Below are 16,647 nucleotides of genomic sequence, written 5' to 3'. Positions count from 1 at the left end.
CAGCGAGTTGCCGCCGAGCTCGAAGAAGTCGTCGTCGAGACCGACTCGTTCGACGCCGAGAACGTCGGCGAAGACGTCGGCGACCATGTTCTCCACCGGAGTGGTCGGTGGCCGGAACTCACGAGTGCGCGCAGCCGGCTCGGGCAGGGCTCGTCGGTCCAACTTTCCGTTGGCGGTCAACGGAATCGCGTCGAGGACCACGAAGGCCGAGGGCACCATGTACTCGGGAAGGTTCTCCCCGACCGCTGCCCTGACGACGTCGATGTCGATGGTCGACTCGGCCGCGGGCACGACGTAGGCAACCAAGCGTGCGGCACCAGGGGTGTCCTCGCGCACGATCACCGCTGCCTGCCCGACGGCGGGAGCGATCGCAACGGCGGATTCGACCTCGCCCAGCTCGATTCGGAAACCGCGGATCTTGACCTGGTCGTCGGCGCGACCGACGAACTCGAGTTCGCCGTCGGTCGACCACCGTGCCACGTCGCCGGTGCGGTACAGCACCGATCCGTCGTCTGCGAAGGGATCTGCGACGAACCTCGTCGCGCTCAACCCGGCTCGACCGAGATACCCGCGCGCGACCTGACCACCGGAGACGTACATCTCCCCCGGCACGCCTGCGGGTACCAGCGACAGCCGCGAGTCCAGCACGTACACCGAAAGCCCGGAGATGGCGCGTCCCACCAGAGATCCCGATGCCTGCGCCGCGGACCGCGCGTCCACGACACGGTGCGAGACGTGGACCGTGGTTTCGGTGATGCCGTACATGTTGACCAGTTGCGGAGACTCGTCGCCGTGACGCTCGAACCAACCGGCCAGTCGTCGCAGTTCCAGCGCCTCGCCACCGAACACGATGTACCGCAACGAATAGTCGCCTGCCGAGCCTGCGGTGCGATCGACCTGATCGAGCTGGTAGAACGCGGACGGAGTCTGGTTGAGAACGGTGACCCGCTCACGAACGAGCAACTCCCGCAATGCTTCCGGCGACCTGGAGGTGAAGTAGTCGACCACCACGACGCTACCGCCGGTGGTGAGCGGGCCCCACAGTTCCCACACCGAGAAGTCGAACGCGAACGAGTGGAACAGCGTCCACACGTCGCTGCGACCGAAACCGAAGTGCCGCTGCGTGTTCGCCAACAGCCTTACCACGTTGCGATGCGGGATCAGTACGCCCTTGGGCTTGCCCGTCGAGCCCGAGGTGTAGATGACATAGGCCGTCGCGGCCGCGGTCGCCGGAATCGGATCGGCCGCCGACACCTCGCTCTCGGTCGAGGCGGTGTCGATATCGATCCTGGGGAGCCCTGCGGGAAGCGCTACGTCCACACCGGTCCACGTCAGAACAGCGACCGGACGAGAATCGGTGAGGACGAATTCGATCCGGTCCGCCGGGTAGGACGGATCGATCGGGACGTAGGCACCACCGGCTTTGAGCACCGCGAGCAGTGCCACGACGAGATCGGCGGTGCGCGGCAGCACGACGGCCACCAGCGACTCCGGCCCGACCCCTTGGGCGGCGAGAATTCTCGCCAGCGCAGTCGAGGACTCGTCGATCTCTCGGTAACTCGTGGAGACACCCTCGAACACCACCGCGGGAGCGTCGGGGTCCTCGGCCACCCGAGCGGCGAAGAGGTCGACGATCGTGTCGAGCGAATCGGCGACGGCAGGCGCGTCCTGGGCGAGCGCGAGCACTCGGCCGCGCTCGGCTTCGTCCATCACCGGGACGTCGCCGATTCGCTGACCCGGCTCGCTTGCCACGGACTCGAGGACGCGGATCAGGCGTTCACCGATTGCACGCGCGGTGCTGTCGTCGTACAGATCGCGAGCGAAGGTGACGTCGATTGTCATGCCGCCGTCGACGTGGTTCTCGGTGAAGGTGAACTGAACGTCGAACTTGGCCGTCTCGACGTCGAGGTCGACTGCGCGCACGCTCAGGCCGGGGAGTTCGAGCTCGGTCTGCTCCATGTTCTGCACGGTGAGCATCACCTGGACGAGCGGGTGACGAGCCGCCGACCGCGGTGGGTCGAGTACCTCGACGAGCCGCTCGAACGGCACCTCGACGTGGGCGAACGCCGACAGGTCGCTCTCGCGTGCCCGAGCCAGCAGCTCGGTGAACGCGCCGCCGTGATCGATTTCGGTCCGCAGCACCAGCGTGTTGACGAACATTCCGATGACGTCGTCGAGGGAGGCCTCACCGCGCCCTGCAACAGGAGTACCGATTGCGATATCGGTCTCACCGGACAACCGCGACAGCAGCACGGCGAGCGAGGAGTGCAACACCATGAACAGCGAGCTCTGGTTGGCGCGGGCCACGTCGCCGAGGCGGCCGTGCGTGTCGGCGTCGAGGGCGAGGGCGATGTTGCCGCCTCGATACGACGACCGGTCCGGGCGCACGCGATCGCCGGGGAAGGTGATCTCGTCCGGCAGCGCGGACAGTGCACGACTCCAGTGCCGAATCTGGTTCGAGACCGGTGAATTCGGATCGTCCTCGGAACCGAGAACGGTCTGCTGCCATAGGGTGTAGTCGACGTAGCGGACGGCGAGCGGAGCCCAACCGGGCTCGGTGCCCGCGCTACGGGCGGCGTACGCGACCATCAGATCCCGAGTCATGGGGCCGATCGAGAAGCCGTCTGCCGCGATGTGGTGGGTGACGAACGCCAGAACGTGGCGGTCCGGCTCCAGCTCGAACAACGCAGCACGCAACGGCGGCGCAGCGGTGACGTCGAACCCGCCCATGGCCAGCGCCGCCAGCGACGACGGCAGTTCGGCCGTGGTGGTCGCAGTCGGCACCAGATCAGGCACCACCTGCTCCGCCGGGACGATCACTTGGGAGGCGACACCGTCGACCTCCGGGTAGACCGTACGCAGCGACTCGTGCCGCTCGACCACGTCGGCCACTGCGGCCCGCAGAGCGGGGATGTCGAGATCGCCGCTGAGCTCGATGGCGACGGGGAGGTTCTCCGTCGCGGATTCGGGGTCGAACCGGTTGAGGAACCACATCCGGCGCTGCGCGAGCGAGAGCGGTACCAAGTCCGGCAGATCGGTGCGCACCAGAGGAATTCGACGGCCCGAACCCGAGAGCTCGTCGAGCTTGGCCGCCAGGGCGGACACGGTCGAGGCCTCGAAGATCGTCCGAACGGTCACGGTGGTGTCGAGTGCCGCACCGATTCTCGACGCCACTCTCGTGGCGACGAGGGAGTTGCCGCCGAGGGCGAAGAACTCGTCGTCGGCACCGACGACGTCGATCCCGAGAACATCTCGGAACACTTCTGCCACAACAATTTCCGATGTGGTAGACGGCGCACGGAAGGCGCGCTGCTCGATGTTCGGCTCCGGTAGAGCGCGACGATCGAGCTTGCCGTTGGGCGTCAGCGGCAGCGCGTCGAGCACGACGGTCGCGGCCGGGACCATGTAGCTCGCGAGCGAGCGCGACGCGAAGTCCGTCAGCTCGGCGACGTCGACGGTCCCGCCGACCGCAGGTACGACGTAGGCGACCAGCTGGTCGCCCGCGGCAGCGGTCTGCCGAACCAGAACGACGACGGATTCCACGGACGGGTGCTTGCGCAACACGGTCTCGATCTCGCCGAGTTCGATGCGCAGTCCCCGCAGCTTGACCTGGAAGTCGGTGCGGCCCAGGTACTCCAACCGTCCCGAACCGGAGGACACTGCACGCCAGCGCACCAGGTCACCGGTGCGGTACATGCGCGTACCGGGTTCTCCGAACGGATCGGGAAGGAATCGATCGGCCGTCAGGTCCGTTCGTCCGAGATAACCGCGGGCCAGTTGAATTCCAGCGAGGTACAGCTCACCCGCCACACCGGGCGCGACCGGAGACAGTCGGGCGTCGAGGACATACGTCCTGGTGTTCCACACCGGGACACCGATCGGAACGAGGTCGACGTCCGCCTCCGTCACTGCGTGATAGGTGACGTCGACCGCAGCCTCGGTTGGACCGTAGAGGTTGTGCAGCGCCACGCCCGGCAGGACGCGTCGGAGCCGATCGCCGACCTCTGCGGGCAGCGCCTCTCCGGAAGCGAACAGAGTCCGCAGAGAGGTGGCCGCAGGCGACGGTGCCGCTGCCACGACGGAAACGAAGACCTCGAGCAGCGAGGGTACGAAGTGTGCGGTGGTGACCGACTGCGCCTCGATCGTCTCGAGCAGGTACTGGGGGTCACGATGGCCGTCGGGCTTCGCGATGACCAAGGTGGCACCGATCTGCAACGGCCAGAACAGTTCCCAGACCGAGACGTCGAACGTGACGGGGGTCTTCTGCAATACGACATCGTCGGCGGCGAGCTCGTACTCCGACTGCATCCACAGCAGGCGGTTGACGATCGCCTCGTGTGTGACGGCCACACCCTTGGGCTGCCCGGTCGAGCCCGACGTGAAGATGACGTAGGCGGTGTTCGACGGTGTCAGCGCACTGATTCGGTCCGCGTCGGTGATCGGGGTATCGGACAAGCCGGACAGATCGAGCGTGTCGATATCGATGACCTCGACGCCGTCGGCCTCCACCGCGTCTCGTGACGTGGTCAGCACGCAGACCGGTGCCGCGGTTCCGAGAATGTGTGCGATCCGCTCGGCCGGCTGGTCCGGATCGATCGGCACGTACGCACCACCGGCGGCGATGATCGCGTGAATTCCGACGAGCAGTTCCACCGAGCGACGGGCAGCGATGCCCACTGCGCTCTCGGGCCCGACACCGCGGGCGATCAGGAACCGCGCCAGACGAGCGACCCGTCCCTGGAATTCGCCGTAGGTGAGCGTGTCGTCTCCGAAAACCAGTGCAGCCGAGGACGATTCGACCTGGCCGGCGAGCGAGGCCAACGTCTGGGCGCGGTCGATCTCGTGCTCGGTGTCGTTCCACTCGACCAGCACCCGCCTGCGTTCGACGGGCTCGAGCAGTTCGATGTCGCCGACCACGGTCGAGAGGTTGCCTGCGACGGCTTCGAGAACTGTGATCAGGCGCTCGCCGAGCGTGACGACCGTGGCTTCGTCGAAGAGATCGGTGGCGTACGTGACGTCGACGGTCATGCCCTGCGGAGCACCGCTGGGTCCGATCGACTCGACGAACGTGAACTGCAGATCGAACAGCGCGACCAGCGTCTCGAAGTCGACACCGGAGACCGACAGACCCGGCAGTTCGAGATCCTTCTGTCCGAGGTTCTGGAACGCGAGCACCACCTGCACGAGGGGATGACGAGCCGTGGATCGAGCGGGGTTGAGGATTTCGACCAGACGCTCGAACGGTACGTCCACGTGGGCCAGAGCCGACAGGTCGGTCTCACGGGTGTCGGCGAGCACCTGGTCGAATCGCCGCGACGTGTCGATCTCGGTGCGCAGCACCAGGGTGTTGACGAACATGCCGATCAAGTCGTCGAGGGCGGCCTCACCACGACCGGCGACCGGAGTGCCGATTGCGATGTCGCTTCGCCGGACAGCCGCGACAGCAGTACGGCCAGCGAGGTGTGCACCACCATGAACAGCGAGGCGTTCTCTGCTCTGGCGGCATCGATCAATGCGCGGTGCAGATCCTCGTCGATCGAGAACCGCACGAGCGCACCACTGTTCGACGCCACGACCGGCCTCGGGCGATCGGACGGCAAGTCGAGCTGATCCGGCAGGCCGGCCAGAGCGGTTGTCCAGTAGTCGATCTGCTGCGCGACGACCGACTGCGGGTCGTCCTCGGAACCGAGTACTTCGCGCTGCCAGAGGCTGTAATCGGCATAGTCGATCGGCAGAGGAGACCAGAAGGGCTCCTGGTTCAGCGAACGAGCCGCGTACGCGTTCATCACGTCTCGAGTGAGCGGGCCCAGTGAGAACCCGTCGGCCGCGATGTGGTGGACGACGAACACCAACAGGTGCTCGGTGGGGCTGACCTCGAAGAGTCTGGTCCGGAAGGGCAGGTCCTTCGACAGGTCGAATCCGGTCGTCGCCAGTTCTCGCAACGCGTCCGCGACGTCGTGGGCGGCGATGTCGATGGGCGTCAGATCCGGTGTGGCCGAGGCTGCGTCGACGATGACCTGATGGGCGGTTCCGTCGGTCTCCGGGAACACCGTGCGCAGGGACTGCTGCCGAGCGACGACGTCCGCGACCGCGATCTGCATGGCTCGACGGTCCAGCAGGCCGGACAGTCGCACGGCGATCGGGATGTTGTTGGCCGCGGACTCGACGTCGAACTTGTTGAGGAACCACATGCGCTGCTGCGCCAGCGACAACGGAATGTGTTGCGGCCGTTGCTGAGGAACCAGCGGCGGACGGCTTCCGGTGGCGACCAGTGTGCCCAACCGCGCGGCCAGATCGGCCACCGTGGAGGTGTCGAACAGCTCTCGTACCGCGATTCGGGTGTCCATCGCGACGCCCAGTCGCGACACCAGTTGCGTTGCGATGAGGGAGTTTCCACCGAGCTCGAAGAAGTCGTCGTCGAGACCGACACGCTCGACTCCGAGGACCTGGGCGAAGACCTCGGCTACGGTGCGTTCGATGTCGTTGGTCGGTTCCCGGTACTCGGTCACCTCGAAAGCGGGATCGGGCAGGGCCTTGCGGTCGAGCTTTCCACTCGCGCCGAGCGGAAACTCCTCGAGCACGATCAGCGTCGACGGCACCATGTACTCCGCGAGTCGAGACCGCAGCGCACCGAGGACGGCTCCGGTTTCCACCGAGGCGCCGGACGGTACGACGTACCCTACGAGTTGCTCGTTGCGGACCACGACGACCGCCTGGGAGATGGAGCGTTGCGCCAGCAATGCCGATTCGATCTCGCCGAGTTCGATGCGCAAGCCGCGTAGCTTGACCTGGAAATCCGACCGACCCACGTATTCCAGCTCGCCGTTGCGGTTCCACCGCACGACGTCGCCGGTGCGATAGAGGCGTCGCCCGGCCGTTGCGAACGGATGGGCCACGAAGCGATCCGCGGTCAGGTCCGAGCGTCCCACGTACCCGCGAGCCAGCTGCGTACCAGCGAGATAGAGCTCACCTGCGACACCGACGGGAGTGGGATGCAGTCGGGAATCGAGCACGTACACCGAGGTGTTCCACACCGGCGCACCGATGGGCATCACGTCCGAATCCTCGTCCGTGACAGCGTGATAGGTCACGTCGACGGCAGCCTCGGTGGGACCGTACAGGTTGTGAAGCTCCACTCCCGCGATTGCCCGTCGCAGTGCACGGGCCGTGGTGGGAGCCAGCGCCTCACCGGATGCGAACACCAACCGCAGCGAGGAACCCGATGCTCGACGTCGCTCCACCTCGGGTACGAACACCGACATCATCGACGGCACGAAATGCACCACCGACACATGCTCACGAGCAATGACATCGAGCAGATACATCGCATCCCGATGACCATCCGGAACAGCGACAGCCACCGACGCACCGTTCTGCAACGCCCAGAAGAACTCCCACACCGACACATCGAACGTCGACGGAGTCTTCTGCAACACCACATCCCCGGTGCTCAACCCGTACTCGTGCTGCATCCACAACAACCGATTGACGATCGCCTCGTGCGAGACCCCCACACCCTTGGGACGACCCGTCGACCCCGACGTGAAAATCACGTACGCAACATTCGAAGACCGCAACGGCGCTGCGCGATCGGCATCGGTCAACGGCGTCGCAGACAGACCCGACACATCCAGAGTGTCGATATCGATCGTCTCGACACCCGCGAACTCCACATGATCACGCGTCGTCGACAACACCCGAACCGGCGCGGCCGTAGCCACGATGTACTCGTTCCGATCCGCCGGCTGCGTCGGATCGATCGGCACATACCCCGCACCGGCCTTCACGATCGCATACATACCCACGAACAGATCCAGACTTCGCCCGATCGCAAGCCCCACCAGCGAATCAGGCCCCACACCCGTCGACACCAGATGCCGCGCAAGACGATTGGCTCGCGCCGCGAACTCCGCATACGTCAACCGCTCACCCTCGAACACCAACGCCTGCGCATCAGGAGTCTCGGCCACCTGACGATCGAACAGATCGACCAGCGTCACCTGTTCCGGTACCTCGTGTTCGGTGCGGTTCCACGCCGTCACGACTCGGTCGCGCTCGCCGTCCTCGAGAAGATCGATGTCCCCCACCGACAGCGAGGGATCTGCCACCACAGCAGTGAGTATCCGCACGAATCGTTCGGAGAACCCTCGCACCGTCGCGGCGTCGAACAGGTCGGTCGCGTAGGTCAATTCGGCGGCCATGCCCTGTCCGCGACCGTCCACTCCGATGGACTCGGTGACGGTCAGCTGCAGGTCGAACTTCGCCACCTCGGCGTCGAGGGCGACGCTGTCCACCGACAGTCCCGGCAGGTCCACGTGCGTGCGAGTGAGGTTCTCGAACGAGAGCATCACCTGAAACAGGGGGTGCCGCGCCTGCGACCGGGACGGGTTCAGCACCTCGACCAGCCGCTCGAACGGCAGATCGGCGTGCCCGAACGCACCGAGCGCCACTTCTCTCGCGCGCCCGATCTGCTCCGAGAACGTCCGACCCGACTCGATGTCGGTGCGCAACACGAGGGTGTTGACGAACATGCCGACCACGTCGTCGAGGGCTGCGTCGCCGCGGCCTGCGACCGGAGTGCCGATCGCGATGTCCTCGGTGCCGGACAGACGCGCGAGCAGTACCGCCAGAGCAGCGTGAACGACCATGAACAGCGATGCGTTGTGCGTGTGGGCCAGCGAGGACAGGCCGCGGTGGACCTCGGCCGGTACGTCGAATCGAATCGAAGATCCTTGGTAGGACTGACGATTCGGGCGCGGCCGGTCGGTCGGCAGATCCAACTGATCGGGCAGACCTGCGAGCATGTCGGCCCAGTAGTCGACCTGACCGGAGATCAGCGATTGCGGGTCGTCCTCCGAGCCCAGAACCGAACGCTGCCACAGGCTGTAGTCGGCGTACTGCACATCGAGCGGCATCCAGGCCGGGTTCTCCCATGCCGTACGGGAGGCGTACGCGATCATGATGTCGCGCGCCAGCGGACCCATCGACCAGCCATCGGCGGAGATGTGGTGCACCACCATGGCGATGACGTGCTCGCGTGGGCTGATCTCGAACAGTCGAGCCTGGATCGGGACGTTGACCGTGACATCGAACGTCGTGGACGCCAGCGTGAACACCTGACGCTGGATGTCGGTCGCCGAGGTCGGGATCGGCATCAAATTCGGCACCGTCTGAGCAGCGTCGAGGATGGTCTGCTGCGGGCCCTGCGCAGTATCGGGATAGACGGTGCGCAGGGACTCGTGCCGGTCGATGACATCCATGATCGCCACCTGCAGAGCAGCGACGTCGAGTTCGCCGGTCAATCGCAGCGCGAACGGAATGTTGTAGGCCGTGGAATCGGCATCGAACCGGTTCAGGAACCACATCCGCTGCTGCGCCAGCGACAACGGAATTCGCTCGGGCCGAACGGTGGCGACGAGCGCGACACGACCGCCCTCCCCGGCCGCCTGCTCCACCCGGACCGCCAGCAGAGCCACGGTCGACGCTTCGAACAGCATGCGCACCGGGACGGTGGCATCGAGTGCGACGCCCAGCCGGGACACGACCTGGGTGGCGATCAGCGAGTTGCCACCGAGTTCGAAGAAGTCGTCGTCGAGGCCGACGCGTTCCACGCCGAGTACGTCTGCGAAGACGTCGGCCACGATCTCCTCGATCGGTGTTGTCGGGGCACGGAATTCGCGCACCTCGAATACCGGGGCGGGCAGCGCACGGCGATCGAGTTTGCCGTTGACAGTCAAAGGAATCGCGTCGAGCACGACGAATGCCGACGGCACCATGTACTCCGGAAGAACCTCGGCGATACCGCTTCTGAGGTCTTCGAGGTCGACGACCGGCCGACCCTCCACTGCGGCGGAAACCACGTAGGCCACCAGTCGCGCGGCACCGGGCGAGTCCTCCCGCACGACGACGGCAGCCTGGGTGACGGTCGGGTGCGCCGTCACCGCGGCCTCGATCTCGCCGAGTTCGATGCGGAAACCGCGAACCTTGACCTGATCGTCCGAACGTCCCAGGTACTCCAGTTCTCCCGCGGCATTCCACTGCGCGAGGTCACCGGTTCGATACAGGAGTGACCCGTCCTCGGTCCCCGAGGCGAAGGGGTTCGCCACGAAGCGGACCGACGTCAGCTCTCGTCGACCCAGGTATCCGCGGGCGAGTTGCCCACCGGCAACGTACATCTCACCGGGTACGCCGACCGGGACCGGGTGCAGGCGAGTATCGAGGACGTACACGCGCAAACCGGCGATCGGCTTGCCGACCACCGATGCGCTCGTGCCGATGGAGGCGGCGCCGAGCGCCTGAAACGACACGTGCACGGTGGTCTCGGTGATGCCGTACATGTTGATCAGCTGCGGAGCAATGTCCCCGTGCCGCTCGAACCACCCGGTGAGCCGCCGCTGCTCGAGTGCTTCACCGCCGAAGATGACGTAGCGCAGCGACAGCTCATCACGACCGCTCGGGGCCGTGCGATCGGCTTCGGACAGTTGATAGAACGCCGACGGCGTCTGGTTGAGCACCGTCACCCGCTCGTCCACGAGCAACTTGTGGAACGCCTCGGGCGAACGAGAAGTGAAGTAGTCGACGACCACGAGCGTGCCGCCGTACAACAGCGGGCCCCACAGTTCCCACACGGAGAAGTCGAAAGCGTACGAGTGGAACATCGTCCACACGTCGTCGGCACCGAAGCCGTACACCGAGTCGGTGTTGGCGAGCAGCCGCACCACGTTCCGATGCGGGATCATCACTCCCTTGGGACGACCCGTCGAACCCGAGGTGTAGATGACGTACGCGACGTTCTCGGGGCGCAGTGGACGCAGGCGATCGTCGTCGGTGACGCGACCATCCGCCACCGCGGACAGATCGACGGTATCGATATCGAGCAACGATGCGCCGGTGCGTGATTCGACGTCCGAGGGCAGTTCGACGGGGTCGGCACCGGAGTACAGAACGGTCGTCGGGCGCGCGTCGTCGAGCATGTACTCGACGCGGTCGAGCGGATAGCTCGGATCGACCGGGAGGTAGCCGCCGCCGGCCTTGATCACCGCGACGAGGGCGACGATGAGCGCCGCCGACCTGGGCAGGGCGACGGCGACCAGGCTTTCGGGTCCGACGCCGTTGGAGATGAGAACGCGGGCAAGGCGATTGGTGTGCGCATCGAACTCGGCGTACGTCAAAGACGTGCCACCGAAGCGCACCGCAACGGCGTCCGGTCCGCTCGACGCCGCAGCATCGAGAAGGTCGACCAACGTCAGCTCACGAGAGACATCGTCTCCCGAGACGTTCCACTGCGACACCACGGACTCGTACTCCGCGGCATCGACGATGTCCACGTCACCGACCGGAACCGTCGGATCCGTGATGATCGCATCCAGAATCGCCAGGAAACGACGAGCGAAACTCTCGACGAGTTCTGCGTCGAACAGGTCGGTGGCGTACTCGAACACCGCGTCGATACCCGCGGGCACTCCGTCGTCGAGATGCTCGGTCAGCCACAGCTGTACGTCGAATTTGGCGATGGGAACGTCGAATTCGGCGGCCACGGCACGCAGGCCGCCGACGGTGAGTTCGCGTGACATCGCCGATTCCAGGGAGATCGCGACCTGGAACAGCGGGTGCCGTGACGTCGAGCGCACCGGGTTGAGCACCTCGACGAGCCGCTCGAACGGCACGTCTGCATGGGCGAACGCAGACAGGTCGGTGTCACGAACTCGGTCCAGAAGTTCTTCGAACGTCAACGCCGGATCGACGTCGGTGCGCAACACCAGAGTGTTGACGAACATGCCGACGAGGTCGTCGAGTGCGGGTTCTCCGCGGCCCGCGACCGGTGCTCCGATGGCGATGTCGGTGGTACCGCTGAGCCGGGCGAGCAGAAGCGCGTACGCCGACTGCATGACCATGAACAGGGAGGCATTGTTCGCACGAGCCAGTTGTGCCAGCGAGGCATGCACTCGCGCCGGAATGTCGATCCGGAGCTTGCTGCCTGCGTTCGAGGACACGGCGGGCCGAGGCCGGCTCGACGGCAGTGCCAACTGATCCGGCAGATCCTCGAGAGTCGCGCTCCAGTAGGCGATTTCGCGAGATGCCAGCGACAGTGGATCGGTCTCGGGACCGAGCACCGCACGTTGCCACAGTGCGTAATCGGCGTACTGGACTTCGAGTGGGGTCCACTCGGGTTCGCGTCCCGCGATTCGGCTCGAGTACGCCATGAGGACGTCCCGTGCCAGCGGACCGAACGATGCCCCGTCGGCGGCGATGTGGTGCAGCACCATGGCGAGTTCGTGCTCGGTCGGCGAAATCTCGAACAATGCGATCCGGAAAGGGGTGTCGACAGTGACGTCGAATCCTTTCGCGACCAGTTCGTGCAGACGACCGCCCAGTTCGTGGCGTTCGATGCGGACCGGCAGGATCGTCGCGGGGGTTCGCGCTGCCGTGAGTACAACCTGTTCGGGTGAGCCGTCGGCCTCCGGGTACACGGTGCGCAACGTCTCGTGTCGATCGACGACGTCGGCGAAGGCAGCCGACAGGGCGACCACATCGAGCGGACCGGTGAGACGGACGGAGAACGGCAGGTTGTATACCGCGGTGGCGGGGTCGAAACGATTGAGGAACCACATGCGCTGCTGCGCAGGCGAGAGCGGAATTCGCTCGGGCCGTTCCCTGGACTCCAGGGTCGGGGTGCCCACTCCGCGGCCGGCCGCCGATTCGGCCTGGCGGCAAGCGCGCCCACAGTAGGAGCCTCGAAAAGTTCGCGAACTCCCAGCCGCACACCGAGCGCATTGCCGACTCGGGTCACCAATTGAGTGGCGATCAGCGAGTTGCCGCCGAGCTCGAAGAAGTCCTCGTCCAGACCGACCTTGGAGGCACCGAGCAGATCCTCGTAGATCCCTGCGACCACGTAGTCCGCTCGACTCTGCGGGGCCCGGTACTTCTTCGCACTGCTGAACACCGGTTCCGGCAACGCTTTTCGATCCAGCTTTCCGCTGGTGTTCAGCGGGAGAGCATCGAGGACGACCACTGCTGCCGGCACCATGTACGACGGCAGCGCGTGCCCTGCGAATTCGATCGCCGCGGCCGATTCGATGGACCGTCCCGGACTCGCGACGACGTAGGCCACCAACTGGTCACCGGTGACCGTCTGCGCCACCAGAGTCACGGCCTGCGAGATCGCTTCGTGCGAAAGCAGCACCGTTTCGATCTCGCCCAGTTCGATGCGTTGTCCGCGGAACTTGACCTGGAAATCGGTCCGGCCGATGTAGTCCAACACTCCGTCGCTACGCCAGCGCACGAGGTCACCGGTGCGGTACATCCGCTCGCCTCCGACACCGAAGGGGTTGGCCACGAAGCGATCCGAGCTCAGATCCGGTCGGCCCACGTAGCCTCGCGCAAGCTGGACTCCGGCGAGATAGAGCTCGCCCGATTCACCGATCGGGGTGGGGCGCAGCCGACTGTCGAGGACGAATGCCTTGGTGTTCCACTCGGGCACACCGATGGGAACGGTCCGGGTGTCCTGTGGGCTGCTGGGGTGATAGGTCACCGAGACGGCGGCCTCGGTGGGACCGTAGAGATTGTGCAGGCCTGCGCGGCACATCGCGCGGAACGACGCTGCGGTCTCGACCGGCAGCGCCTCACCGATCACGAACACGTGCCGCAGCGAACTGCACGTGTTCATGGGCGCGTTGGCGACGAACACCGTCAGCATCGACGGCACGAAATCGGTGACCGTGACGCGATGTTCGGCGATCTTGTTCGCCACGTACACCGAGTCGCGATGCCCGTCGGGAGTGGCGAGCACCATCGTCGCGCCGACCCGCAGCGGGAGGAAGAATCCCCAGAGAGAGACGTCGAAGGTGGTGGCCGTCTTCTGTAGATACACGTCGGAGCTGTCCATCGGGTACTCCGATAGCATCCACTCCATCTGGTTGTGGATCGCCGAATGCTCGACCGCGACACCCTTCGGACGGCCCGTCGAACCGGATGTGTAGATCACGTAGGCGGTGTTCGAGAGCCCCAGTGTCGCAACACGTTCAGCGTCTCGAACGGGTGCCGCAGACCGCGAGGTGCAGTCCACGAGATCGACCGCTACCGTCTCGGTTCCCTCGGGCAGTGCAACATCGTCGCGCGAGGAGATCAGCACGCACCGAGGCTGGGCCGAATCGAGAATGTACGCAGTTCGTTCTGCGGGATGGTCGGGATCGATCGGCACCCAGGCACCACCGGCTGCCACGATCGCGTACATGCCGACGACGAGGTCGAACGAACGGCGGATCGACAGTCCCACGAGAGTCTCGGGGCCCACGCCCATGTCGATCAGGTGACGAGCGAGACCGTTCACGCGTGCCGAGAGTTCGCCGTAGGTGAGCGCCTCGCCCTCGTACACCAGGGCGGTCGCGTCGGGGTGCGCTGCCGCAGCAGCCTCGAATGCCGAGAGCAGAGTGTGCGGGCTCGTCTCGTGGTCGGTGGCGTTCCACTCGGCCACGACGAGGTCGCGCTCGACACCGTCCGTCAGCGCCAGATCCCACACGCGGTCCTTCGGCCCCGACGCCACGAACCGGCCGATGAAATCGACGAACCGGCTGTGGTTGCGGCCGGACTGCTCGGGCCCGTACAGGTTGGGGTTGGACTCGAAGTCGATGTGGGTGGTAGCCCCGGCGACGCTCGTGTAGAGGTTCAACCCGAAATCCTCGATGAGGCCGGTCGAGAGAATGTTGATGCCGCCGACCATCGATCCGAGGCGCACCTCGCCGAAGAACAGCATGATGTTGACCCACGGTCCGAAGAACGATGCCTGACCGCTGGCACCGCCGGCGTCGCGGCGGATGTCCTCGTGCCGGTATCGCTGGTGTCGCAGGGCACCGGAGACCTCGGCATTGACGCGTGCGAGCAAGGTCTCGACAGTGGTGTCGCCCGCCACGTCGAGCCGCAGCGGCACGACATTGGAGACCATGCCTCCGGAGCGGCGAAGTACCGCAGTGGTGCGCGCGGTCACCGGGAGCGAGAGCACGACGTCCTCGCGTCCGGTCATCTGGGCGAGGTACGCGGCGAACGCTCCGATGACGATGGTTGCCATCGTCGTGTCGGTTTGGGCGCGCAGGGCCTCGAGCCGATCCATCGTCTCGGCGGACAGACCGGTGCTGTCGATCTGGCTCTTCGCCGCGGGTGGGGCGGTGTGCCCGGCGAGGGTGGTGACGCCGTCGATGCCGTCGATGCGCGAGGCCCAGTATTCGCGGTCGGCCTCGAAGCGGCTCGAGTCGCGGTATGCCACGTCGACGTCGTAGACCTTGGTCAGATCCGAGGCGAGGTTCTTTTTCGGCTCGGTGCCCTCCACCGCTGCGGTGTAGAGCTCCGCCGCGCGGTTCATGAACGTGACGGCACCGAATCCATCGAGGACCACGTGGTGCACGCGCTCGTACCAGAACCAGACGTCGTCCTCGAGCCGGAGGACGGTGGCGGCGATCAGTCGGTCACGGAGAATGTCGATCGGCGCGCTGTAGTCCCCGTGCATCCAGGCCAGCGCTGCCGCGCGCGGGTCGGCTTCGTCACGCAGATCCAGGTAGTTCAGGGAGTCGTCGAGAGACGGGTCCACGAGCTGTCGGGGCTCGGCGTCGATTTCGACGAGCCGCACGAATCCGGACTGCAACTCGAGCGCAGCCTGTGAGGATGCTCGGCGGAGGAGCTCCACGTCGAGATCGCCGTGTAGCTCGATGTACTGGGCGATGTTCGCGGGTACCGAGGGGTCCACGTGCTGCGCGAACCACATTCCCAATTGGGCCGGCGACAGAGGGAACGACGAATGCTGTGTGCCGACTCCGTTGTCGTCGTGTCCAGCACCCTCCACACCTAGCGGGTCCAATCGAAGCCTCTCTTTCCCACAATCACACGCGCCCCCACCGACTGCCGGAACGGCAGCGATCGGTGGGCACCGAACACATCGAGCAAGTTGACTACGTCGTTCTCAATCTTGTCACCGGTATCTACGCGAAAGTTACCTCTCGGTACATATCCGTCTGGACGTACCGGACCGTTACATCGCAGTACATGCCTCGAGCGCGTCGGACGGTGCCGTCCGACGCCGACCGACTCGATTCTGCACCCGGTCAATCTACAGTGCCGACCGCGTGGAGATACACGGTCGTCATGCCGTCATGTCGAAAGCTGCGATCACCTTGTTCGGTACCAACCGAACGATCAATTCACCCGGAACGCCGTTGCGCGCACCGAACTCGGCGGCCCGTTCGCGGCCCATGTACCGGGCCCCGATCTCGGTCGCGGTGCGTACCAATTCCTCGGGGTCTTCGTCCACCGACGCGACGCCTTGCACCTGCACGAAACCGTACGGCGGCTCTTCGAGATCGACGGTCAACACGACCCGCGGATCGCGCCGAATCGCTTTTCCCTTGGCCGTATCGGCCCCGGTGTTGAACACGATCACGTCGTCTTCGACGACGAACCAGATAGGTGCCACCAGGGGCCTGCCGTCCGAGGCCAGGTAACCCAGCTTGCCGGTGCGGGTTCCCGCGGACAGGAACTCACGCACGCGCGGGTCTGTGAACGAGGTCATCGAAACTACGCTACGCGGCTGAGCCGACAGGATCTGCCAACCGGCACAACATCGGCAGGTCCTCGGGCTTCGCCCTCGTGCGCCTTTTGCGC

At 65.6% G+C, this 16,647-nt stretch carries 1 protein-coding gene and 1 pseudogene; both read right to left on the bottom strand.

Features of this window, described 5'->3' with window-relative positions; translation table 11 throughout:
• Positions 1–15,754: pseudogene (locus RHBS_RS30480) on the bottom strand (non-ribosomal peptide synthase/polyketide synthase); the annotation flags it as partial.
• A gap of 375 nt (positions 15,755–16,129) precedes the next feature.
• On the bottom strand, positions 16,130–16,555 hold the full coding sequence (locus RHBS_RS12635) for a PPOX class F420-dependent oxidoreductase (RefSeq protein ID WP_128645704.1): 426 nt from the start codon (positions 16,553–16,555) through the stop codon (positions 16,130–16,132).
• Positions 16,556–16,647 lie beyond the last annotated feature (92 nt).

This window comes from Rhodococcus sp. BS-15 (assembly GCF_000813105.1).
Lineage (GTDB): Bacteria > Actinomycetota > Actinomycetes > Mycobacteriales > Mycobacteriaceae > Rhodococcoides.
The sequence above is the reverse complement of the archived record's forward strand: the minus strand, read 5'-3'. Positions and strand labels throughout refer to the sequence as shown.